Source organism: Stenotrophomonas sp. X (assembly GCF_055721025.1).
The window spans coordinates 1-22622 of sequence record NZ_CM146756.1 but is presented as its reverse complement, the minus strand read 5'-3'; the positions used below and the strand labels follow the sequence as shown (position 1 = coordinate 22622).

Here is a 22622-nt window from a genome sequence, read left to right as displayed (position 1 = left end):
GCCCTTCACAGAGCGATGCCGGCCAGCGGCCGGCACTACCCACTCAACGCCAGGACCATTGCAGGCCCACGCTGGCCCGGCGGCTGGGCCCCGGTTCGTAGAAGCGCCCGTTGCCGTCATTGACGATCACCGAGCCGATGTAGGCCTGGTCCAGCACGTTCTCCAGCCGGGCGAAGGCGCGCAGCTCGCCACCTGGCAGTGTCCAGCGACGGCCACCTTCCAGGTTCAGCAACGCGTAGCCCGGCGCCCGCTCGGTGGCCACGTCGTTGACCACGGTATCGCTGCTCGCGGCGGCCTCCAGCGCCCACTGCCAGTCGGCCGGCGTCCACTGCAGCCGGGCAAACGCCTGCTGGCGCGGTACCCCGGGCAGGCGGCTGCCGGCGGAGACCCAGGTGTTCGAGGTCTGGTACGGCGCACGCACCTGCGCCTGCAGCCAGGTCCAGGCCACCTGCAGTTCCAACTGTTCTGCCAACGGCTGCCGGTAGCGCAGTTCCACGCCCTGGCGGCGGGTGCGGCCGATGTTGCGATAGGTGCTGCGTCCGCCGATGTTGCTGGCAACTGCCAACTCATCGTCGGTATCTGCGCGGAACAGGCTGATATCGAGCTGGGTTCCGTCCTGTGCATGCCATTTGCTGCCCACCTCCAGGCTGCGGCTGCGCGCCGCCGCCAGATCCAGCGCCAGTCCCGCCTGCCCGTCGGCGCGATACCCCAGCTCGTTGAAGGTGGGCGTCTCGAAGCCACGGCCCACCGCCGCGTGCAGCCGCCACTGCGGGCTGGCCGCGAAGCTGATCCCGGCCACCGGCGTGGTGGCCCGGTAGCGGCGGTGGCCGCTGTCGTCCGGGTTGCGGGCGGTGATGTAGCGATCGTCGGATTCGAAGCGCACGGCGCTGTGACGCACGCCAGCCAGCAATGACCAGCGTGGACTCCACTGCCACCACGCCTGGGCGAACTGATCGACGTTCTGCACGGTGTCGATCTGGTCTCTGCGCAGCCGCCCACGCACGCCGAGAGCGCTGCCGATGAAGTTCTCGTAGCCGGTGCGATGCTGGCGCTGGCGGTCGGCGCTGAGCCCGGCCACCAGATCCAGCGGCCGGCCGGCGAGGTCGCCGTGCCAGCCCCAGCGCGCGTCCAGCCCGCCATAGCCGCCCTCCAGGTCGATCACCCCGCCGGCATGCAACGGGCTGTTGGTCTGAGCTGCCGGCGGGATCGGCAGGTACTGGCGTACCGCGCGCTGGCCGGCATAGCCCATCAGATGCCAACGCTGCGCCCTGGTTTCACGGGTCCAGCGCAGGCCGGCCTGCTGCTGGCGCACCGATTTACGGGTGTTGTACTGGTGCGCCACGGCGGTGGCCTGGCGCGGATCGGCCGTCACCTGGGCACGGCTCAGGCCCAGCGGGTCCTGCGCATCGGGCGCATCGAAGGCATTGAGCAGCAGCTCCAGCCGCCCCCCGCCGAGATCGCCACCGATACGCGCAGTGAGCGATTCGCGGCGGGCACGGCTGTGGTCGCGCCAGCCATCGGTGCGGAAGTGATTGGCGGCGATGTTGTAATCCAGAACACGGCCGGCACCCTTCAGTTGCGCGCCGACGCTGAGCGTGTTGTCGGCGCCAGCGTTGAGCCGCAACCGCCACGGGTCGCCGGCCTGGCCCTGCGCGCTCCAGACCTGCAGCACGCCACCGGAGGAGTTGCCGTACAGCGCCGAGAACGGCCCGCGCAGCACCTCGACGCGTTCGGCGCCCAACAGGCTGGCGTGTGACAGCTGGCCCTGGCCATCGGGCATGGTGGCCGGCACCCCGTCGATCAACACCCGCACCCCACGCACACCGAAGGTCGAGCGCGCACCAAAGCCACGGATCGACAGCTGGGTGTCCTGCGCGAAGTTCTGGCGGTCACGGGCGACCAGGCCCGGGACCCCGGCCAGCGCCTCGGACAGCTGTGCGCCGGCGCCGGGACGCGCGGCGTCGATCCAGACCGTGTCCTGGCTGGCCGGCAGCGCGAACGGGTCGATGCCGGGCACGCGTGCGGCCTGCACCTGCACGCTGGGCAGGGCGGTCGGCGCGGACTCGGCCAGCGCCGCCCAAGGCGACAACAGCAGGGCAGCGAGCGGCAGGCAATGGCGGCGTGCGGCGGGATTCATGATTCAGGTTGATGGATCAGGCGGCAACGCACGCCATGGTACGGGGCCACGGATGACGATGGCGGCGGCCAGCCCCGGCAGGCTTTGTTACGATGGGCTGTTTCCGGCTGCAAGGCCGCAGACCGCGTAGCGCACTTCCTCCCCCTTTCCGTCTACCGAACGAGTACCGCCGTGTCCTTCTTTGCAAACGTGGAACTGGTCCCAGGCGACCCGATCCTGGGCCTGACCGAGGCGTACAACGCCGACAGCCGCCCGACCAAGGTCAACCTGGGTGTGGGCATCTACTACGACGAGAGCGGCCGCATCCCGCTGCTGCGCGCCGTCAAGCAGATCGAGCAGCAGCTTGCCGCTGACGCCAAACCGCGCGGCTACCTGCCGATCGATGGCCTGCCGGCATACACGCAGGCCACGCGAGAGCTGGTGTTCGGCAAGGACTCGCCGCTGCTGGCCGCCGGCCGCGTCACCACCGCACAGACCGTCGGTGGCAGCGGTGCGCTGCGCGTCGGCGCCGACGTGCTGAAGAAGCTGCTGCCGCACGCCACCGTTGCGCTGAGCAACCCCAGCTGGGAAAACCACCGCGCCGTGTTCAGCGCGGCCGGCTTCGAGGTGGTGGATTACACCTACTTCGACCCGACCACCCACGGCGTCAACTTCGACGGCCTGCTGGCCGACCTGGGCAAGCTGGAAGCCGGCACCGTGGTGCTGCTGCACGCCTGCTGCCACAACCCCACCGGTGCCGACCTCACGGTCACCCAGTGGAAGCAGGTCGCGCAGCTGCTGAAGGACAAGCAGCTGTTCCCCTTCATCGACATGGCCTACCAGGGCTTCGACAAGGGCATCGAGCAGGATGGCGCCGCCGTGCGCATCATCGCCGAAGCCGGCATCGACAGCTTCATCGTCGCCAACTCGTACTCCAAGTCGTTCTCGCTGTATGGCGAGCGCGTGGGTGCGCTGTCGATGGTGGCGCCGACCGCTGCTGACGCCAAGGCCGTGCAGTCGCAGGTCAAGCGCGTGATCCGCACCATCTACTCCAGCCCGTCCACCCACGGTGCTGCGCTGGTGGCCGGCGTGCTGACCAATCCGGAACTGCGCGCGATGTGGGAGCAGGAGCTGACCGAGATGCGCGAGCGCATCCACGCCCTGCGCCAGGGCCTGGTCGAAAAGCTGGCCGCTGCCGGTGCGCCGCAGTTCGGCTTCATCAACGAACAGGCCGGCATGTTCTCGTATTCCGGCCTGAGCCGTGAGCAGGTCGAACGCCTGCGCGACGAGTTCGGCATCTACGCCGTCGGCACCGGCCGCATCTGCGTGGCCGCGCTGAACCAGAACAACCTGGAATACGTCGCCAAGGCCGTGGCCACCGTCGCCAAGGGCTGAAGCAAGGCTGCAGTGGTTTGAACAAAGGCGCCGAAAGGCGCCTTTGTTTTTTTGCGCCCAGGTCTCTGTGGAGCCGGGCTACGCTCGGCTTGTGCGGCATGAAGGACGAAGAGCAGCCGAGCGCGGGCTCGGCTCTACAGAAGGAAGGCGCCACCAGCGCAACGCATCTGGAAACGATTACGCCTTCCCGCGCTCACGCACGCCCCCGCCAGACGGGCGACAATAGGCGTTTTCCCGCTGCCGAGACCTGCCCGACCATGTCCCGTACTTCGTTGACCCGCTTCCTGATCCAGGAACAGCACGCCGGCCGCATCAATGCCGACCTGCGCCAGCTGATCGCGGTCGTCGCCCGCGCCTGCACCAGCATCTCCATCGCCGTCAGCAAGGGTGCCCTCGGTGGCGTGCTCGGCGACGCCGGTACCGGCAACGTGCAGGGCGAAGCGCAGAAGAAGCTGGACGTCATCAGCAACGAGATCCTGCTCGAAGCCAATGCCTGGGGCGGCCACCTTGCCGCCTGCGCCTCGGAGGAAATGGACCACAGCCAGCCGGTGCCGGACATCTATCCGCGCGGTGATTTCCTGCTGCTGTTCGATCCCCTCGATGGCAGCTCCAACATCGACGTCAACGTCTCCGTCGGCACCATCTTCTCGGTGCTGCGCTGCCCGACCAACGTCGAGCTGCCGGGCGATGACGCCTTCCTGCAGCCGGGCAGCAAGCAGATCGCCGCTGGCTACTGCATCTACGGGCCCAGCACCCAGCTGGTGCTGACCGTCGGCCACGGCACGCACGCCTTCACTCTGGACCGCGAGAAGGGCGAGTTCGTGCTGACCACCGAGAACATGCAGATTCCGGCGGCCACCCAGGAATTCGCCATCAACATGTCCAACCAGCGTCACTGGGAAGCGCCGATGCAGGCCTACGTCAGTGATCTGCTGGCCGGCAAGGAAGGCGCGCGCGGCAAGAACTTCAACATGCGCTGGATCGCCAGCATGGTGGCCGACGTGCATCGCATCCTGACCCGCGGCGGCATCTTCATCTACCCGTGGGACAAGAAGGATCCGTCCAAGGCCGGCAAGTTGCGCCTGATGTACGAAGCCAACCCGATGGGCCTGCTGGTCGAACAGGCCGGCGGCGCCGCCTGGACCGGCCGCGAGCGCATCCTCGACATCCAGCCCGACCAGCTGCACCAGCGCGTGCCGGTGTTCCTGGGTTCGCGCGAGGAAGTGGCCGAAGCGGTGCGTTACCACCACGCGCACGACGAAGCGAAGGGCTGACGGCTCAACGCCTGACGGCGGTCATGGCAGTTCGATGACATGACCGCAGGGTGACACCGCGGGCGGCAAACGGCACCATCAAGCCGTTGCCGCCGAAGGAATGCACGCATGCACGAGCAGGGCCCGGTCGATTTCATCGAGGTCATCCACAACGCCGTCCCCAGTGAGGTCTGCGCGGCCATCGTCGAGCGCATGCGTGCCACGCGTGGCCTGCTGCCCGGTGCGGTGGGCAGTGGCGTGTTCCCGGAACTCAAGCACAGCAAGGATCTGCGCATCAGTGGCCTGGACGGCTGGCAGGATGTTGATCAGCAGCTGCAGATTGCGGTGTTCAACGGCCTGCTGACTTATCTACGCCGTTATCCACAGGCGTTGATTGCCCCGCTGATGTTGCAGATCCAGGACAGCAATGGCCAACCGCGACGCCTGTCTGCCGAGGACTTCCCCGACATGCCGCAACAGCAGCTGGCCGACCTGGCCCGCACCTGCCTGCGTCCGGGCGCGATCAACCTGCAGTGGTATGCCGCGGGCGAGGGTGGCTACCCGTACTGGCACTGCGAGCTGTACCCGAAGGATGCGCAGGCCGAGACCCTGCACCGGCACGTGCTGTGGACGCTGTACCTCAATGACGACTTCGACGAAGGCGAAACCGAGTTCCTGTTCCAGGAGCGGAAGATCGCGCCACGCACCGGTAGCCTGCTGATTGCGCCGACGGCGTTCACCCACACCCATCGCGGCAATCGGCCACAGGGTGGCGACAAGTTCATCGCCACCAGCTGGATCCTGTTCCAGAGTGCGCAGAAGTTGTTTGGCGGGTGATCCCGAGCTGCTCGTCGGCCTTGATGTAGAGTCGAGCCATGCTCGACTGATGGCCTCAGAACAACGACCCCTGCGGCGAATCCTTCTTCGGCGGCAGCGGCTTCTGGAACCGGCTGCAATCCAGCTTCGGCCAATGGCTGTTCTGCGCATTGAATCCCAACCGCTTGCGCGCCAGCTTGAAGCGGTTGTTCAGCAGATCGGCATACACACCCTGGCCGCGCATGCGGGTGCCGAACTGGCTGTCGTAGTCCTTGCCACCACGCAGCTGCTGGATGGTACTCATCACGTGCGCGGCACGATCGGGATGATGGGTATCGAGCCAGTCGCGGAACAGCGGCGCCACTTCCAGCGGCAGGCGCAGCAGCACGTAGCCCGCGGTACTGGCGCCGGCATCGTGCGCAGCCTCCAGCACCGCTTCAAGTTCGCTGTCGTTGATCCACGGAATCGCCGGCGCCACCATCACGCCCACCGGGATACCCGCGTCATGCAGGCGCTTCATCGCGCGCAACCGTGCATGGGGTGCTGATGCGCGCGGTTCCAGCTTCGCGGAAAGATGCGGGTCCAGCGAGGTCACCGAGAAATGCACACTGACCAGGTTCTCCGCCGCCAGCGGCGCGAGCAGATCAATGTCGCGCTCGACCAGTGCGTTCTTGGTGATCAGCGAGAACGGATGCCTGGTTTCCAGCATCACTTCGATCAGCTGGCGGGTCAGCCTGAACTTGCACTCGATCGGCTGGTACGCATCTGTGTTGATGCCCAGCGCGATCGGCTGCGGCACGTAACCGGGTTTCGACAGTTCCTTGCGCAGCAGCTGAGGCGCATTGGTCTTGGCGAACAGCTTGGTCTCGAAGTCCAGGCCAGGCGACAGGTTCAGATAGGCATGCGAAGGGCGCGCGAAGCAGTAGGAACACCCATGCTCACAACCGCGATACGGATTCACCGACTGGCTGAAGCCGACGTCTGGCGAAGTGTTGCGGGTGATGATGCTGCGCGCGGTCTCGGCGCGCACCTCGGTGCGCAGGCGCGGCGCGAGGAACTCCTCGCTCTCATCGACCGCCCAGCCGTCGTCCACCGCCTCGCTGACGGTGCTTTCGAAGCGCCCAGCAAGGTGGGACGTGGAACCTCGGCCCTTGATCGCAATACCCATTGCGGCAGCGTACGCCGGGGCTGTCTCAATGGCTGCGACGGCCGTCTGAAGGGTTCAGCCCTGTGCTGAGCCGAGCATGGGCTCGGCTCTACAATTGATGTAGGGACCTTGTAGAGCCGAGCCTACGCTCGGCTGCAGTGCATCAAAGCAGCGTCAGGTAGCCGCGCACGGTAGCACCCAGCCCGTCATACAGTGCCTCGCCGATCAGCGCGTGGCCAATCGACACCTCCAGCACGTCCGGCACGTGGGCCAGGAAGTCGCGGAGGTTGTCCTGTGACAGGTCATGGCCGGCATTCACTCCCAGCCCCACTGCCTGCGCCCGCCGCGCCGCAGTGGCGAACAGTTCGAGCATTGCCGCAGCGTCGCCCGCCGCATGCGCCTCTGCGTAGGGGCCGGTGTACAGCTCGATGCGGTCGGCACCGACCTCGGCGGCCTGCTCCAGCAACGGGTTGCCCGCATCAACGAACAGGCTGACCCGGCAGCCCATCGCCTTCAGTTCGGCAATCAACGGGCGCAAGCGCTCGGCGTCGCGTTCGAAGTCGAAACCGTGGTCGGAGGTGATCTGGCCATCGCCGTCGGGCACCAGGGTGGCCTGCGCCGGACGGGTCTGTTCGCACAGCGGCAGCAGCCCCGGGTACCCCTCGCGCGGCGGCGCAAATGGATTGCCCTCGATGTTGAATTCCACGCCACGTGCGCGGGTCAGTATGGACAGCGCAAGCACGTCCTCGGCGGTGATGTGGCGGCGGTCCGGCCGCGGATGCACGGTGATGCCATGCGCGCCGGCATCCAGGCAGGCCTGGGCGGCGCGCACCACGTCCGGTTCGGCACCGCCGCGCGAATTGCGCAGGACGGCGATCTTGTTGACGTTGACGCTGAGCTGGGTCATGGAACGGAACTACTTGGAATGAGGGGACGGATCGCTGCCGTTGGCGTCATCGTTGCGGCGCGCCTGGGCCTGCTCGCGCAGGCGGCGCAGTTCCTCGGCATCGATCAGGGTGGCCGGGTCGCGCTGCAGGTCGCCGAAACGGGCCACGTAACGACTGCGTACCCAGGCCAGCAGGAAGGCGAGCGCCGCCAGCAGGCACAGGGTCATCAACCCTGCGCTTGGGGTCTTCAGCGCGAAGGCAAAGCAGCCCAGCGCCAGCAGCAGGTACAACCAGTACATAGTCGGGCTCCCCGGATGATCGCCGCAGTGTAGCGCTGCGTCAGAGCAGCGGCGAGGCCAGCCGGGCGAAGGCCTCGGGCAGGCGGTGCAGCCACAGCGAGCGCCCGGCCTGGTCATGCACCCGCGTGGCGCGATCGAATTCACCCTGCAGCAGCTCGGCCAGGGCCGCCACGCGGTCCCGGTCGCTGATCATCATCGACAGCTCGAAGTTCAGGCGGAAGCTGCGGTGGTCGAAGTTGGCACTGCCGACAATGCAGACGTCGTCGTCGGCGATGAACGCCTTGGTGTGCAGCATGCGCGGGCCGTACTCGTAGATCTTCACGCCGGCATGCAACAGCTCGTCGAAGTACGAGCGCGCGGCCTGGGTGACGAACCACGAATCGCTCATTTTCGGTACCAGCAGGCGCACGTCCAGGCCGCCCAGCGCGGCCGAAGTCAGCGCCATCCGCGCCGCTTCACCCGGCACGAAATAGGGCGTCACCAGCCACACCCGCTCGTGCGCTTCCTGGATGGCGGCGACGTGCAGCCGGTGGATCGTCTCCCAGCCCGAATCCGGGCCGGACACCAGTACCTGCGCGTTGATCGCGCCATCCCCGCGCAGCGGCATATCGGCCGGCCACAAGCGGGCGATATCCATCCGCGAGGGTTCCTGGCCACTGGCGTAGAGCCAGTCCTCGGCGAACACCAGCTGCAGACTGCGCACCACATGACCGCGGATGCGCATGTGCAGGTCGCGATAGGCGTCGGGCCTGCGGCTTTCGTCTTCCTCGTCGGTGATGTTGATCCCGCCAGTGAAGGCCAGGCGGCCATCGACAATCACCAGCTTGCGGTGCGTGCGCAGGTTCAGCCACGGGCGCTTGAACGGTTTCAGCAGCTGCCGTGGGTGGAACCAGATCGCTTCACCGCCGGCCTCGAGCAGGGGCTGCAGGAAACGGCGGGGCAGGGCGGATGAGCCCACCGCATCCAGCAGCAGGCGCACCTGCACACCGGCACGTGCGCGCTCGACCAGGGCATCGCGCAGGGCGGTGCCTGCGTGATCCGGATTGAAGATGTAGTACTCCAGATGGATGTGATCGTGCGCCTGTGCAACGGCTTCCAGCAAGGCCGCGTAGGTCGCCGCACCGTCCACCAGCCAGGTCACTTCGGTGGCACTGCTTGGGGCCAGTCCGGTCGTGGCCTGGGCCACCTTGGCCAGTTCGGTGCAGTCCGAATCGGGCGGGCAGACATCGCTGTAGTGCTCCATGCCCGAGCGTGCACGGCCACGACGCAGCCGTTGCCGCTTCACCTTCTGCGGGCCCAGCAGGTAGTAGATGAAGAGCCCGAGATAGGGGAGCAGTGCCAGCGAAAGGATCCAGCTCAGCGTGGCCACCGGCTCGCGCTTCTGCAGCATGATCCAGCCCGCCAGCGCGAACAGGTACAGCAGGTAAGCCACCGCCAGGATCGTGCCGAGGTGGGCGATACCGTCGAGCCAATGGCGCAGGGAATCGAAGAGGGCAAGCATGCGCCGATCATAGCGGGCGCGTGCTCCCTGATGGGGTCAGATCCCTTTTCCTGCCAAATAAGGTTCTGACCCCGACTGCATCCCACAAAAAAAAAACGCCCCTGTCTCCAGGGGCGTCTGCAGTCGCGTCATGACTGTTGTGTTGCGGTGTCGCGTTTACTGCTGCACAAAACCGATCTTCTTCATCTGAGCGTTCTTCGCGGCGGCCAGAACCTTGGCCATCACGTCGTACTCGGAATCCGGGCTGGCGTCGATGCGCAGTTCCGGCTGGTTGGTCGGGTCACGCTGGACCTCCTGCTCCATCCGCTGCTGCAGCTCGCTGGTATTGATCGGGCTGTTGTTCCACGAGACCTGGTTGCTGGCGTCGATCTTCAGTTCGATCGGCGGCGGCGGTTCGACCAGCTGCGGCGGTGGGTTGAGCACGCGCTGCGGCAGGTCCACGGCGATCGGGTACGTCATGATCGGCGCGGTCACGATGAAGATGATCAGCAGAACCAGCATCACGTCCACGAGGGGCGTGACGTTGATGTCTGCCATGGGGCCCTTGCCACCACCACTACTGAATGCCATGGCTTATTGCCCCTTTTCTTTGGTCGCAACGAAGCCGACGTCCAGCATGCCCTGTTCCTGCGCGACCTTGGTCAGGTCGTTGATGACGCGCATCTTGGTGGTGCGGTCACCGCGCAGGTTCAGCGGCGGCTGCGGGGTCTGCTGTGCGGCGGTCGCCAAGCGGGACTCGAGAGTCTGCTTGTTGATTTCTTCGTCGTTCCAGTAGATCGAGCCGTCTTCCTTGACTGCCAGCGTAATCGGGTTGGGACGCTTTTCAGCATCTTCCGGCTTCTGGATCAGGTTGGCTTCCGGCAGATCCACCTTGACCTTGTGGGACATCAGGGGCGCCGTGATGATGAAGATGATCAGCAGCACCAGCATCACGTCCACGAGGGGCGTAACGTTGATGTCGGCCATGGGGCCGCCGCTGTTACCACTACTGAAAGCCATAACGGGCTCCGTCTAGATCTTGGTGACTACTTACTTCGTCGCTGGGTGACGCGCGCCGCAATCAGCGGACGCGCGAACCGGTGGCGAAGAAGTCGTGCAGGTCGTGCGCGAAGGTATCGAACTTGCTGATGGTCGCGCTGTTGATCTTGCTGAAGAAGTTGAAGGCGAACACGGCCGGGATTGCGACGAACAGACCGATCGCGGTCATGATCAGCGCTTCACCCACCGGGCCGGCAACGGCGTCGATCGAAGCGGAGCCGGTGGCACCGATCTTGATCAGCGCGCCGTAGATGCCCCACACGGTACCCAGCAGACCGACGAACGGAGCGGTCGCGCCGACGGTGGCCAGCAGGGTCATGCCCGACTGCAGCTTGTTGCTTTCGCGGGTGACGGCCTGACGCAGAGCGCGGTCGACGAACTCCGAACGGCTCAGGTTCTCACCGACGCCGCCGGTAGCACCGCCTTCAGCGCGCTGGTGGTGGGCAGCTGCCTGGGCAGCGTCCAGGGCGATCTTCGAGAACGGCTCCGAAGCCGGCTGCTCTTCCATCGCACGGATGGCGTCCTGCGCGTTCGGGGTGTCCCAGAACAGGCTGACGACGCGATCAGCGGCGCTCTTCAGGCGGGTGGCACGGAAGATGTTGATGACGGTCCAGTACCAGGACATGGCCGACATGGCGATCAGGGTCAGCAGCACGACCCAGGAAACCGCGAAATCACCCGGCTTGGTGGTCATTTCGTGGATCAGGTGCTCGAAGCCCATCTGCGACAGGGCGTTGGACGGATTGCCCCCGGCAGCAGCGGCGATGAAAATTTCCTGCAGCATGACGCTTACCTTTGTTGTGTGTGGTGATAAAGGGTGTAGCTAAGCTAAACAATCGAACCGGGAGCGGGGGTGGCCAGGCGGCCACCCGGGCGCATCAGTTCAGCGCAAAGTTGACCGGGACGCGAACGCGACCTGCCGTCTTCTTACCGCCTGCTTCAGCGGCGTTGAAGCGCCACTTGCGAGCCGCTTCCATCGCAGCACGGTCCAGGTCGCGGTTACGGCTGGACTTTTCCACCGTGACATTGGTGACGTTGCCGCTGGCATCGACATCAATGATCAGGATCACTTCGCCTTGGATACCTGCGCGGAAGGCTGCCGGCGGGTAGCGCGGCGGATTCATGGCCTTCGACGAGATGTCCACGCTGGCCTCGATCGAGGTCGGCGGTGCCGGCGGCGCCGGAGGCGACGGCGGGGTGACGATATCGTTCGGGCGCGGCTCCGGCACGTCGACAACCGGCGCCTGCGGCGGCGGCGGTACGGGCGACGGCTTCGGCGGCGACAGATTCTTCACCGGCGGTGGCGGAGTATCCTGCGGCGGCGGCGGCGGCGGCGGCGGTGGGGGCGGCGGCGGCGCGTCGACGATGGTCACCATGACGTTGCGCTCCTTCTCCGCGACGGCCTTGGGAGCCACGGCGGGAATCAGGAGCATCATGAAGGCGGCCAGATGCAGGGCAATTACAAACGCGATGCCGACGATGCGAGGCCAGCTCAGCCCCTTGTCATCGGGTTGTTCGTACCGGTGAACGACTAGTTGTTCCGTCATGCGCCAAGAGCTCAATAGTGGGGCCGGAATCCCGGGGGCGGGATCCCTGATCAGCGGTGCATGACACCGCAGGAACCTCCAAGCTTATACCAATCCTGAGCGCCTGCGCATCAACTGAGCAGGCATTCAGGCGTTATTCCTACTTACTTCAGGTTGATGATTTTTTTGGCATCAGCCTGGTTCTTCACGCCCTTCGCCAGCGCCTGCTGGGCGGCCTGCTTGGCCTCGGGGACGCGACCTTCGGCATGCAGGACGCGTGCCAGGTTCAGGTAGGTCTCACCGTCCTTGGAGAGCGGGGCGGCCTTCTGCCACGCATCGATCGCCTGCGGCACCTGGTCGGAGTAGTAGTAGGACTGGGCCAGCGCCAGGTAGACCTGGTAATCCGGCTTCAGGATGCCCTTCTGCAACCCTTCGTTGATGACCGCGATGACGTCCTTTTCCTTGTTCTCGGTGTTGGCATAGATCGAGTACAGCTGCTTGTACTCGCGCTCTTCGGTGAGCTGGCCGCTGCTGCGCAGCTTGTCCATCACCGCGGCGGCCTTCGGCATCTGGTCAGCCTGCATGTACATGTTGGCCAGATTCAGCTGGGCCTTCTTGTCCGACGGGTTCTTGGCCGCCAGCGCTTCTGCGGCCTGCACGGCCTCACCGGTCTGGCCGGCTTCGGAAAGGGCCGCCATCAGCAGCTGGTTCCAGTTGTCCTTCGGCTCGGCAGCGCCCGCGATGGCCTGCTTCAGCACCGGGATCGCTTCCTGGTAGCGCTCCAGCTGGTACAGCGCCTGGCCCTTGGCAATCAGCTCTTCCGGCTTGGTCGACTTGCTCTCGGCGAAGTACTTGTCCAGGGTGGCCAGGCCTTCGGCAGTCTGGTCTTCCTGCAGCTGCAGCTGGCCCAGCATCAGCATCGACTGGAAGTGGCCGTTGTTGTCCAGGCCGTTGAACTGGATGACCTGCTTCAGGTAGGCGATGGCGGCCGGGGTGTCGTCGGTCTGGTAGGCGGCCTGCGAGGCCAGCTGCGCGGCCAGCGACTTGTCGTACTCGTTGGAGGCGCTGTCAGCCAGGATCGCGTCAGCCTGCGTGCGCGTCTCCGGGAACTTTTCCTTGTTGTAGCTGTCGATCATTTTCTGCAGCTTGCTGCCCATCTTGGCCGAGGCCTTGACGGTCGGCTCCTGGCGGGTCGCATTCGGGTACAGCGGTTCGGCCTTGGCCTGCTTGCTGCTGCCGCCGCGGCTGCCACGGTCGGAGGAACGCGAGGACTGCGCGAAGGCATCGGTGACCACGGCGCCGGTCAGGGCGGTCGCGACGAGGACGGAAAGCACAGCTTTGTGGTTACGGAAAATCATCGTTCACCTCGATCGAACCGCCGGATAGCGGCAAAGTCGGACTGTCAGAAAAATCTGAGCCGCCAAACGTATCAGAAACAGATGGCGTGAGAAATCGTTTTATGTGCTGCAATACAGCATAGAACTGCGCACTCATCCGCACTTTGGCCGCAGCCCGGCCGCCTGCGCCTGCTGATAGACCGGCGCGAGGCCCGGTGCGTCACGTCGCAGCTCCTGGATCCGGTTGGCCGGATCGGGGTGGGTGGACAGCCATTGCGGGCTTCGACCGCCGCTGGCGGCCATCATGTTCTGCCACAGATCCACCGCCTGGGCCGGGTTGAATCCGGCCTGGGCCATCAGTCGCTGGCCGATCACGTCGGCCTCGCTTTCCTGGGTGCGTGAACCGGGCAGCAGGAAGGCGGTCTGCGCGCCCATGCCACCAAGCTGGTTGACGGTGCTGGCAGCGCCTTCGCCGTAGGCCGCGCCGGCCAGCGCACCGAGCACGGCCAGCCCGGTCTGCGCGCCCATCTGCCGGGTGATGCGCTCCTCGTGGTGGCGGGCGATGACGTGGCCGATTTCATGGCCGATTACGGCAGCCAGCTGATCCTGGTTCCTGGCAACGGTGAAGATGCCAGTGTTCACGCCGACCTTGCCGCCGGGCAGGGCGAAGGCGTTGGGCTCCTTGTCGACGAACACCGCCGTCTCCCACCGTACGCCACGGTATTGAGGCGGCAACTGCGCGACCAGGGCATTGACCACGCACTGCACGTAGCCGTTCTGGCGGCCATCGGTGCTGATCTTCTCTTTCTGCTTGGTCTCGGCAAACGCCTGCGCACCGAGCTGGTCAAGCTGCGCCTGCGACACGCCGCCCACCATCTGCCGTCGTCCGGTTGGCGAGGTGGTGGTCGCACAGGCACTGACCACGGTGGTGATGACTAGAGCCAGCAGCAGTTGTTTCATGGGTCCGCCCCCGTGTTCATGTGCGCAGTGTGTAGCGTACCTGCTTAATCTTTCGTCAAGCGGGCACGGCGTTACGTTGACCCCAGGAACACCATTGCGGCGAGCGCGACCGCGTTGTTCAGCGCATGCGCGGCAATCGCCGCCCACAGGGTGCCGGTGCGGCGGTACAGCCAGCAGAAGGCGGCGCCCATGCCACCGTACACCAGCCACAGCTGCGCCATGCCCAGCAGCGAGTTCTTGCTGACACCGGGCACTTCGTGGACCAGGGCGAACGCCAGGCTGCTGAGGATCAGGCCCAGCCAGGGGCGGCCGGCCTGCCACAGGCGCCCGAACAGGACGCGGCGGAACAGCAGCTCTTCGTAGGCGGGGGCGAGGACGACCGCAAACAGCACCAGGAACAGCGGGAAGCGAGCGATTGCGCTCTGCATCAGTTCCACGTTGGTGGGCACCGGCTCGATGCCGAACTGCTTGGAAAGGAAGGCGATGCCGTTGCTGCCGAGCACGATCAGCGTGGCCACCAGCAGGGTCCAGCCCCAGGTGGACGGCCGCAGCAACGCCTGTCGCGACGCCATGCGTTCGCCGGCGTTTGCCGGGCGTCGCCAGAAGTACAGCAGCAGCGCGGCGCCACCGGTGGCGATCAGGGCCATCAGGATCTGCGCCAGGGCACCGGGCTGGCCCACTGCCGCGCCGACGGCGTCAGGTGTCAGTCCACCGCCATTGGCCTCGGCGTTGGCGCGGCTGACCACGATTGCACGGTAGAAGCCCCAGAACAGGCCGGTGACCATGCTCAGGCCGACCAGGGTAACGGCGGCGATGCCCAGGTCGATGAAGAAGCCTGCCAACGGTGCCACGGCGCGCGGTGGGGCAGACACCGGCGGAACCGGGGGCGGGGCGGCGGAGACCGGGGTGGATGCGGACATCAGGTACCTGTGTTCAAGGGACGAAGGCCGGTGCAGCTCCCCGCGCACCAGCCAGGTCCCGATTGTGTCAGATATCCAGGTTGGCGACCTTCAGCGCATTGTCTTCGATGAAGTCGCGACGCGGCTCGACGACATCGCCCATCAGGGTGCTGAAGATCTGGTCGGCAGCGACCGCATCCTCGATGCGCACCTGCAGCAGGCGACGGGTTTCCGGGTTCACCGTGGTATCCCACAACTGCTCCGGATTCATTTCACCCAGACCCTTGAATCGCTGGATCTGGCGGCCGCGCTTGGCCTCCTCGAGCAGCCAGTTCTGCGCCTTCGCGAAGCTGTCGACTTCGATCGACTTGGCGCCGCGGGAAATCGTTGCACCTTCGCGCACCAGGCCGTGCAGCAGCTTGGAGGCCTGGTGGATCGCACGCAGTTCGCCACTCTCGAACGCCGACATCGGCAGCACCTGGATGTGCTCCTCGCCCATGTGGCGACGGGTCACCAGCACGGCGGCCGGGCGCTCGTCGTTGGCTTCCTGCAGTTCCAGGCTGAAACGCGGGCTGCCCAGGCTGCCTTGGTTGAGGCGCTTGGCCAGCGCATCCAGGCCTTCGCCTTCGCCCGCATTGCGCAGGCTGTCCATGTCCATCGGCACGAAATCGACCAGCGCTTCGAGCAGGTTGCGGTCATAACGGTGCGCGTTGCGTTCGATGGAATCGAGCGCGGCGGCGTAGGCCAGCAGCAGCTTCTCCAGCGCCAGGCCTTCGATGCCGGGCTCGCCGGTGGCCGGCACCAGTGAAGCGTTTTCCACTGCGCTGCTGGCCAGGTAGCTGTCCAGCGCCGGGTCATCCTTCAAGTACAGCTCCTGCTTGCCCTGCTTGATCTTGTACAGCGGCGGCAGGCCGATGTAGACGTAACCGCGCTCGATCAGCTCCGGCATCTGACGGTAGAAGAACGTCAGCAGCAGGGTGCGGATGTGGGCGCCGTCGACGTCGGCGTCGGTCATGATGATGATCTTGTGGTAGCGCAGCTTGTCCGGGTTGTACTCGTCGCGGCCGATGCCGGTACCCAGTGCGGTGATCAGCGTACCGACCTGGTCGGAGGACAGCATGCGGTCGAAGCGCGCGCGTTCCACGTTGAGAATCTTGCCGCGCAGCGGCAGCACCGCCTGGTTCTTGCGGTTGCGGCCCTGCTTGGCCGAGCCACCTGCCGAGTCACCCTCGACGATGAACAGTTCGGACAGCGCCGGGTCCTTTTCCTGGCAGTCGGCCAGCTTGCCCGGCAGGCCGGCGATGTCCAGCGCGCCCTTGCGGCGGGTCAGGTCGCGGGCCTTGCGCGCAGCTTCACGCGCACGCGCGGCATCGACGATCTTGCCGGCGATCGCCTTGGCTTCGTTCGGGTTTTCCTGCAGGAACTCTTCCAGGCGCGCACCGAAGGCGTTTTCCACCGCCGGACGCACGTCGGAGCTGACCAGCTTCTCCTTGGTCTGGCTGGAGAAGCTCGGGTCCGGCACCTTCACCGACAGCACCGCGATCATGCCTTCGCGCATGTCGTCGCCGGTCAGGTTGATCTTGGCCTGCTTGGCGATGCCGTTCTGCTCGATGTAGTTGTTGAGCACGCGGGTCAACGCACCGCGGAAACCGGCGAGGTGAGTACCGCCGTCCTTCTGCGGGATGTTGTTGGTGAAGCAGTACATCGTCTCCTGGTAGGAGTCGGTCCACTGCAGCGCCACCTCCACGACGATGCCGTTGTGCTCGCCGGTGACGGAGATGACATTCGGGTGCAGCGGGGTCTTCAGCTGGGCCAGATGCTCCACGAAGCTGCGGATGCCGCCTTCGTAGTGGAAGTCATCGCGACGGCCGTCGCCGCGCTCGTCGGCAAGGACGATCTTGACGCCGGAGTTCAGGAACGACAACTCGCGCAGACGGCGGGCCAGGATGTCGTAGTGGAATTCCACGTTGTCGTGGAAAGCGACGGTGGACGGCCAGAAGCGCACGGTGGTGCCACGCTTGGTGGTGGCTTCCAGCTTGGCGAGCGGGGTCACGGCCGCGCCGTTGCTGAATTCCTGCTGGTAATGGGAGCCGTTCTGGAACACGTCTACCAGCAGCTTCTGCGATAGCGCGTTGACCACGCTGACGCCGACGCCGTGCAGGCCGCCGGAAACCTTGTAGCTGTTGTCGTCGAACTTGCCGCCTGCGTGCAGGACGGTCATGACGACTTCGGCGGCGGACACTTCGCGACCGAGCTTGGCGCTCATCTGCTCGTGCTTGCCGGTCGGGATGCCGCGACCGTTGTCGGACACCGAGACCGAACCGTCAGCGTGGATCGTCACCGCGACATGGTCGGCGTGGCCGGCCAGCGCTTCGTCGATCGAGTTGTCGACAACCTCGAACACCATGTGGTGCAGACCGGTGCCGTCATGCACGTCACCGATGTACATGCCGGGTCGCTTGCGGACAGCCTCCAGGCCTTCCAGGGCGGTAATGCTGTTGGCGTCGTAATTGCCGTTGTTTGCCGGGGTGTTCTGTTCGTCGCTCATTGCGCTTGCCGTAGGCTCCGCAGGTCGGACACCGCTTGGGGCGATGTGCCGAGAATGAAAGGATTCCAACCCGAATTATACCAGCCGGGGTCGAGTGGCCCTGATGTGCCCACTATGGCACAGCCACGATCTGTGCATGTTCCACGTGGAACCGGGCGATCTGGGTCAGGCCCTGCAGGGCCGCCGGGGGTTCAGTAGCGGTGACGAAGATCTGCGCCGGGCCGGTGAGCAGGCGCTCCAATACCCGCGCCTGGTGGGTACGATCCAGTTCGGAGGCCAGATCGTCCAGTGCGATCACCGGCCATTCGCCGCGCTGTTCTGCATAGTCCTCAGCCTGCGCCAGCAGGCACGCCAATGCGGTGAGCTTGGCCTGACCGCGTGACAGTGCATCGCGACCAGGAATGCTGTGGAAATCCACGCTCCAGTCCGCCCGGTGCGGCCCAACCGAGGTGTAGCCGGCCTGGCGGTCACGATCCCGGGCCAGAAGCAGAGCATCTGCCAGGGGAAGCTCATGCCGACGCCAGCCTGGACTGAGTTGCAGTGCCTGGATGCCGAGTTGCGGCGCCAAACTGGCAGCCAGCGCCACGGCACGCTGCTGCAGCCGCTCAAGGTAGTGCTGACGCCGGCTGGTAAGGGGCTCCCCGGCCTCAGCCAACTCGTGATCCCAGGTGTCCAGCATCCGCGACGGGCCGCCCTGCTTGAGCAGGGCATTGCGCTGCTTCAGCGCCCTTGAATAGCGGCGCCACAAGGACAGGAAATCAGGTTCCACGTGGAACAAGCCCCAATCCAGGAAGCGACGGCGGGGCTCGCCACCGCCGCTGACCAGCGCATGGCTGCCGGGCTCGAACGTCACTACCGCCAGCGCTGCGCAGAGGTTGCCGAGCTGAGCCACGTCTTCACCGTCCAATCGTCCCTTCCAGTCCTGCCCACTGTGGCGCAGGCCGGCCTTTCGGCGATGCGGCGCGTGGTCGGCACGCTGCTCGTTCCATTCCACGAAGATCTCCAGCGCCTCCTGGCCCTGGCGTACCAGTCCATCGCGGACCCGGCCGCGGAAGCTGCGGCCATAGGCCATCAGATGCAGGGCCTCCAGCACGCTGGTCTTGCCGGCACCGTTGTCGCCAGTGAGCAGGTTCAGCCCCGGCTGGGGCAAGAGATCCACCGCACTGAAGCGACGCAGTTGGTGCAAGGCGAGGCGGCGGATAAGCATGGGGCGCGAACGACCATCCGCTCGAGGCGGTAGAGGGGCAGGGAATCCATCAGCTTACTGCATCGGTCAAGCCGGACGCGCTGCACCCGCATCGATGCGTAGCAGAAGCTCCCGCACACCAACTGATCGCGGGTTCCACGTGGCGCCGGTTCACCGGCATGCCCGTTTCCAGCTCCGGACGCAGCTGAAATTCCTTTAATTCTGCACAGGGTTGCGGGGCGTGGCCCGCCAGATTTCAAGGATTTCAGGACCACTGCCGCAGGTGTTTGCTGAACGCTTGCCCGGCCAGGTGAGCGGGCGGGGGCCCGGGTTCCTCCAAATCTGCGATCCGATGCCATGGGAGGTTCCACAGATTTCAAAGAATCCGGCCCATTCGTTTCACGCTGTCCACAGCGGGACTGTATGACTTATACACAAGGTATGGGCAATCTGTGGATAAAAAAGCCCTTTTGCTTGGGTCTGGAAACTATCCACAGGTTCCCCCCCAGCCTGAGGCGCCTCTATACAGGGGGTTTCACCCACATAAATTCCTTTTAAATCATGTAGATAACACATTTCTCCACGAAATCTGGCTCTACCATCACCACCATGCTTTAGATTTATACCCAGATTTAGAAGCTAGGCTTGGCTCGATCTGCCCCGAATGAGTCCTGTGGACAGAGAGGATTTCAGAAACAGCGAGCACCGTCGCCGCAGCGTGGATGCGCTTCGGCATCCGACCAGGCCAGGTCCATAGCAACTGCGTTGAGACTCCAGGTACCGGCCCCGATCAAACTTGATTCGGAAGCAGTCCCTGGCATCGACTCAAAGTCCCGTCGGTAGTTGGGAAGCAAAGCGCACGCAACCGGGTGCATCAAGGAAGATGCGTTCCGTCCGAAATACACGCTGGAAAGGGTCGGCCCGATGATCCACGTGGAACGTGCAAAAATAAAACGCCCGGGAGCTTCCCGGGCGTCGTTATGTTCCACGTGGAACCGGGCTGATGTCAGAGACGCAGCGGCATGACCACGTGGCGCGACTTCTCGCTGCTGGACTCACGCACCAGCGCCGAGGAGTTGGAGTCGCGCAGCTGGATGATGACTTCCTCATCGCGCAGGGCGGAGAGGGCATCCAGCAAGTAGTTCACGTTGAAGCCGATGGCGAGATCGCTGACCGTGGTATCGGCTTCGATCTCTTCCTGGGCTTCCTCCTGCTCCGGGTTGTGCGCGCTGATCTTCAGGTTGCCCGGCGACACTTCCACGCGGATGCCGCGGTACTTCTCGTTGGACAGGATCGCAGCGCGCTGCAGCGAGGCGCGCAGCGCTTCACGATCAACCTTCACCTCACGGTCGGCACCGATCGGAATCACCGCTTCGTAATCCGGGAAACGGCCGTCGATCAGCTTGGAGGTAAAGGTGACATCGTCGCGCTTGACGCGGACGTGGCTGCGGCCGACTTCCAGCTCGATCTCGCGATCACCGCTTTCCAGCAGGCGCTGCAGCTCGGTCACGCCCTTGCGCGGCACGATGATCTGGCGCTTGGAACCGCTCGGCTTGGCCAGGTCGGTTTCACACAGTGCCAGACGGTGGCCGTCGGTGGCAACGGTACGCAGGGCGTCACCGCGCAGATCGAACAGCAGGCCATTGAGGTAATAGCGCACGTCCTGCTGCGCCATCGCGAACGCGGTGCGCTCGATGAGCTCCTTCAGGGTCGCTTCGCCGATGGCCACGCGCTCAGTGGCTTCCACTTCGTCAACCGACGGGAAGTCATTGGAGGGCAGGGTTGCCAGGGTGAAGCGGCTACGACCGGCCTGCACGGTGATCTTGTCTCCGGTCTGCGACACGGTGATCCGGCTGCCATCGGGCAGGGCGCGGATGATCTCGAACAGCTTGCGGGCGGGGATGGTGGTTTCGCCGTCCTGGGCATCTTCAACCGCGATCCGCGACACCATCTCCACTTCCAGGTCGGTACCGGTCAGCGACAGCTGGCCGTTCTGCACCTGGACCAGGAAATTGGCCAGAACCGGAAGGGTCTGGCGGCGTTCGACCACGTTGACGACCTGTGCCAACGGCTTGAGAAAGGCTTCGCGCTGCAGTGTGAAACGCATGTGGTTCCGTGCCCCTATGCTTTAAAAAATGTGGAATAAATCAAAAGCTTGGTGGTGCTGGTAGAGACAGAATCGCTGGAAAACAATGCTAAGTCTTTGTAAATAAAGGATTTTCAGACATCGAAACCCTCTGTATTACCGACCCCCAAGGGGTGGGGAAAGCTGTGGATAAATTCGACGGGATTTCAGACGCCATTTTTATCCACAACGTGTCCCGCGCTTGCTACCGGATTCTGCACCGTTTTGTGCGATGACGCCTCATCGGCATCCGTGCATCATTCGCTCAGCTTCCGGATCAGCTTGTCCCAGTCTTCGCGGAGCTTGCCGTCGGTTTCCATCAGGGTCCGGATCTGGCGGCAGGCATGCAGCACCGTGGTGTGATCGCGACCGGCAAAGGCGTCGCCGATCTCGGGCAGGCTGTGCTCGGTCAGTTCCTTGGTCAGGGCCATGGCGACCTGGCGGGGGCGAGCGAGCGAGCGGGTCCGACGCTTCGACAGCAGATCCTTGATCTGCAGGCCGTAGTAGTCGGCAACGGTTTTCTGGATGTTGGGAATGCTGATCGCCTGCTGCTGGGCGCGCAGCAGGTCGCGCAGGGTTTCCTGAGCGAATTCGGTGGTGATCGCGCGGCCGGTGAAGTTGGCGCGGGCGGTCAGGGTATTGAGCGCGCCCTCGAGGTCGCGAACGTTGGAGCGCATCTTCTTGGCGATCAGGAACGCAACATCATCGGGAATCTCGGCACCGCGTTCGCGCGCCTTGGCCAGCACGATCGCGGCGCGGGTCTCGAAGTCCGGCGGTTCGATCGCGACCGACAGGCCCCAGGCAAGCCGCGACTTCAGGCGCGCTTCCAGGCCTTCGACCTCGCGCGGATAGCGGTCACAGGTCAGGATGATCTGTTGCTTGCCATCGAACAACGCGTTGAAGGTGTGGAAGAACTCTTCCTGCGTGCGGTCCTTGCCGGCGAAGAACTGGATGTCATCGATCAACAGCGCGTCCACCTGCTGGAACTGGCGCTTGAACTGATCCATGGTCTTTTCCTGCAGGGCCCGGATCATGGCGCTGAAGAACTGTTCCGAACGCAGGTACAGCACCTTCGCGACTGGATTGGCCTGGCGCATCGCGTTGCCGGCGGCGAACATCAGGTGGGTCTTGCCCAGGCCGGTGCCTCCGTACAGCAGCAGCGGGTTGTGGGCCCGGTCGCCCGGCTTCTGCGCTGCCTGGAAGGCAGCGGCCAGGCCCAGCTGGTTACTGCGCCCTTCGACGAAGTTGGCGAAGGTGTAGTGATTGTCCAGATTGCCGGCAAACGGCACCTGCGGTTCGCTGGACACAGGCGCCGACGACGTGGAAACCGGCGCGTTCTGCGCCTCCACGGGGCGCGGGCGCGAGCCGATTTCAAGAAAAACGTCGCTGAAACCGGCGAAGTGAGCCAGCAGTTCGCGGATCCGGGCCAGGTACAGCTCGCGGACCTGGTCGACGATGAAGGCATTCGGTGCATACAGCACCAGGCTGTCCACGCGCAGATCGGCCTGCAGCGGCTTCAACCAGGTATGAACGTCTTCCGGCGGGAACTCCGCTTCGAGGCGCTCGAGACTACGGGACCAGGCATCCAT

General features: G+C 65.0%; 19 protein-coding genes. 3 read left to right on the top strand and 16 right to left on the bottom strand.

What is annotated here, in order from left to right:
* Positions 1-43: 43 nt before the first annotated feature.
* A complete protein-coding gene (locus tag ACZ75I_RS00095) occupies positions 44-2137 on the bottom strand; it encodes a TonB-dependent receptor family protein (protein WP_472958545.1) in 2094 nt (697 codons plus the stop codon).
* A 171-nt stretch (positions 2138-2308) separates the two neighbouring features.
* Here ACZ75I_RS00095 and ACZ75I_RS00090 point away from each other — a divergent pair, with 171 nt between their 5' ends.
* The 3 genes from ACZ75I_RS00090 to ACZ75I_RS00080 all read left to right on the top strand — a co-directional run bounded on the left by ACZ75I_RS00090 (position 2309) and on the right by ACZ75I_RS00080 (position 5601).
* A complete protein-coding gene (locus ACZ75I_RS00090; protein WP_472958544.1) occupies positions 2309-3511 on the top strand; it encodes an amino acid aminotransferase in 1203 nt (400 codons plus the stop codon).
* 257 nt (positions 3512-3768) lie between these two features.
* Complete coding sequence (locus tag ACZ75I_RS00085; RefSeq protein ID WP_061480468.1) at positions 3769-4785, top strand: class 1 fructose-bisphosphatase; 1017 nt, start codon at positions 3769-3771, stop codon at positions 4783-4785.
* A 108-nt stretch (positions 4786-4893) separates the two neighbouring features.
* Entirely contained in the window at positions 4894-5601 is a 708-nt protein-coding gene (locus ACZ75I_RS00080) for a 2OG-Fe(II) oxygenase (protein ID WP_180868613.1), read from the top strand.
* Positions 5602-5656: 55 nt separating this feature from the next.
* Here the strand turns inward: ACZ75I_RS00080 and ACZ75I_RS00075 are convergent, their stop codons facing one another.
* The 15 genes from ACZ75I_RS00075 to dnaA form a co-directional block, all read right to left on the bottom strand.
* Positions 5657-6748 carry a PA0069 family radical SAM protein gene (locus tag ACZ75I_RS00075; protein ID WP_472958543.1) on the bottom strand — a complete coding sequence of 364 codons (1092 nt, stop codon included), beginning with the start codon at positions 6746-6748 and terminating at the stop codon, positions 5657-5659.
* 142 nt (positions 6749-6890) lie between these two features.
* Complete coding sequence (locus ACZ75I_RS00070; protein WP_180868617.1) at positions 6891-7634, bottom strand: pyridoxine 5'-phosphate synthase; 744 nt, start codon at positions 7632-7634, stop codon at positions 6891-6893.
* Between the two features lie 9 nt (positions 7635-7643).
* On the bottom strand, positions 7644-7913 hold the full coding sequence (locus tag ACZ75I_RS00065) for a hypothetical protein (protein WP_472958542.1): 270 nt from the start codon (positions 7911-7913) through the stop codon (positions 7644-7646).
* A 40-nt stretch (positions 7914-7953) separates the two neighbouring features.
* Positions 7954-9414 (bottom strand): cardiolipin synthase, encoded by a 1461-nt coding sequence (gene cls, locus ACZ75I_RS00060; RefSeq protein WP_049413411.1) that lies wholly within the window; start codon positions 9412-9414, stop codon positions 7954-7956.
* Between the two features lie 156 nt (positions 9415-9570).
* A complete protein-coding gene (locus ACZ75I_RS00055; protein WP_005411740.1) occupies positions 9571-9984 on the bottom strand; it encodes an ExbD/TolR family protein in 414 nt (137 codons plus the stop codon).
* Between the two features lie 3 nt (positions 9985-9987).
* Entirely contained in the window at positions 9988-10413 is a 426-nt protein-coding gene (locus ACZ75I_RS00050; protein ID WP_005421196.1) for an ExbD/TolR family protein, read from the bottom strand.
* A gap of 61 nt (positions 10414-10474) precedes the next feature.
* Entirely contained in the window at positions 10475-11236 is a 762-nt protein-coding gene (exbB, locus tag ACZ75I_RS00045) for a TonB-system energizer ExbB (protein ID WP_005411738.1), read from the bottom strand.
* 94 nt (positions 11237-11330) lie between these two features.
* Positions 11331-11999: an energy transducer TonB gene (locus ACZ75I_RS00040; protein ID WP_005421199.1), complete on the bottom strand. Its 669-nt coding sequence runs from the start codon at positions 11997-11999 to the stop codon at positions 11331-11333.
* A 143-nt stretch (positions 12000-12142) separates the two neighbouring features.
* Positions 12143-13336, bottom strand: a complete 1194-nt coding sequence (locus ACZ75I_RS00035) for a tetratricopeptide repeat protein (RefSeq protein WP_061480436.1) — start codon at positions 13334-13336, stop codon at positions 12143-12145.
* 132 nt (positions 13337-13468) lie between these two features.
* On the bottom strand, positions 13469-14275 hold the full coding sequence (locus ACZ75I_RS00030) for a M48 family metallopeptidase (RefSeq protein ID WP_242890310.1): 807 nt from the start codon (positions 14273-14275) through the stop codon (positions 13469-13471).
* Positions 14276-14346: 71 nt separating this feature from the next.
* Positions 14347-15195 (bottom strand): CPBP family intramembrane glutamic endopeptidase, encoded by an 849-nt coding sequence (locus ACZ75I_RS00025; RefSeq protein ID WP_049417132.1) that lies wholly within the window; start codon positions 15193-15195, stop codon positions 14347-14349.
* Positions 15196-15262: 67 nt separating this feature from the next.
* The gene (gene gyrB / locus ACZ75I_RS00020) at positions 15263-17722 is read right to left on the bottom strand and encodes a DNA topoisomerase (ATP-hydrolyzing) subunit B (protein ID WP_061480434.1); all 2460 of its coding nucleotides are present in this window, start codon (positions 17720-17722) and stop codon (positions 15263-15265) included.
* A gap of 112 nt (positions 17723-17834) precedes the next feature.
* Positions 17835-18929: a DNA replication/repair protein RecF gene (gene recF / locus ACZ75I_RS00015; RefSeq protein WP_346476700.1), complete on the bottom strand. Its 1095-nt coding sequence runs from the start codon at positions 18927-18929 to the stop codon at positions 17835-17837.
* Positions 18930-19914: 985 nt separating this feature from the next.
* A complete protein-coding gene (dnaN, locus tag ACZ75I_RS00010) occupies positions 19915-21015 on the bottom strand; it encodes a DNA polymerase III subunit beta (protein ID WP_005411731.1) in 1101 nt (366 codons plus the stop codon).
* Positions 21016-21290: 275 nt separating this feature from the next.
* Complete coding sequence (dnaA, locus tag ACZ75I_RS00005; RefSeq protein WP_061480432.1) at positions 21291-22622, bottom strand: chromosomal replication initiator protein DnaA; 1332 nt, start codon at positions 22620-22622, stop codon at positions 21291-21293.

Coding starts and splice junctions, on each gene's coding strand:
- ACZ75I_RS00095 (WP_472958545.1), bottom strand. CDS start 2,137: ATGAATCCCGCCGCACGCCGCCATTGCCTGCCGCTCGCTGCCCTGCTG.
- ACZ75I_RS00085 (WP_061480468.1), top strand. CDS start 3,769: ATGTCCCGTACTTCGTTGACCCGCTTCCTGATCCAGGAACAGCACGCC.
- ACZ75I_RS00080 (WP_180868613.1), top strand. CDS start 4,894: ATGCACGAGCAGGGCCCGGTCGATTTCATCGAGGTCATCCACAACGCC.
- ACZ75I_RS00075 (WP_472958543.1), bottom strand. CDS start 6,748: ATGGGTATTGCGATCAAGGGCCGAGGTTCCACGTCCCACCTTGCTGGG.
- ACZ75I_RS00070 (WP_180868617.1), bottom strand. CDS start 7,634: ATGACCCAGCTCAGCGTCAACGTCAACAAGATCGCCGTCCTGCGCAAT.
- ACZ75I_RS00065 (WP_472958542.1), bottom strand. CDS start 7,913: ATGTACTGGTTGTACCTGCTGCTGGCGCTGGGCTGCTTTGCCTTCGCG.
- cls (WP_049413411.1), bottom strand. CDS start 9,414: ATGCTTGCCCTCTTCGATTCCCTGCGCCATTGGCTCGACGGTATCGCC.
- ACZ75I_RS00055 (WP_005411740.1), bottom strand. CDS start 9,984: ATGGCATTCAGTAGTGGTGGTGGCAAGGGCCCCATGGCAGACATCAAC.
- ACZ75I_RS00050 (WP_005421196.1), bottom strand. CDS start 10,413: ATGGCTTTCAGTAGTGGTAACAGCGGCGGCCCCATGGCCGACATCAAC.
- exbB (WP_005411738.1), bottom strand. CDS start 11,236: ATGCTGCAGGAAATTTTCATCGCCGCTGCTGCCGGGGGCAATCCGTCC.
- ACZ75I_RS00040 (WP_005421199.1), bottom strand. CDS start 11,999: ATGACGGAACAACTAGTCGTTCACCGGTACGAACAACCCGATGACAAG.
- ACZ75I_RS00035 (WP_061480436.1), bottom strand. CDS start 13,336: ATGATTTTCCGTAACCACAAAGCTGTGCTTTCCGTCCTCGTCGCGACC.
- ACZ75I_RS00030 (WP_242890310.1), bottom strand. CDS start 14,275: ATGAAACAACTGCTGCTGGCTCTAGTCATCACCACCGTGGTCAGTGCC.
- ACZ75I_RS00025 (WP_049417132.1), bottom strand. CDS start 15,195: ATGTCCGCATCCACCCCGGTCTCCGCCGCCCCGCCCCCGGTTCCGCCG.
- gyrB (WP_061480434.1), bottom strand. CDS start 17,722: ATGAGCGACGAACAGAACACCCCGGCAAACAACGGCAATTACGACGCC.
- recF (WP_346476700.1), bottom strand. CDS start 18,929: ATGCTTATCCGCCGCCTCGCCTTGCACCAACTGCGTCGCTTCAGTGCG.
- dnaN (WP_005411731.1), bottom strand. CDS start 21,015: ATGCGTTTCACACTGCAGCGCGAAGCCTTTCTCAAGCCGTTGGCACAG.
- dnaA (WP_061480432.1), bottom strand. CDS start 22,622: ATGGATGCCTGGTCCCGTAGTCTCGAGCGCCTCGAAGCGGAGTTCCCG.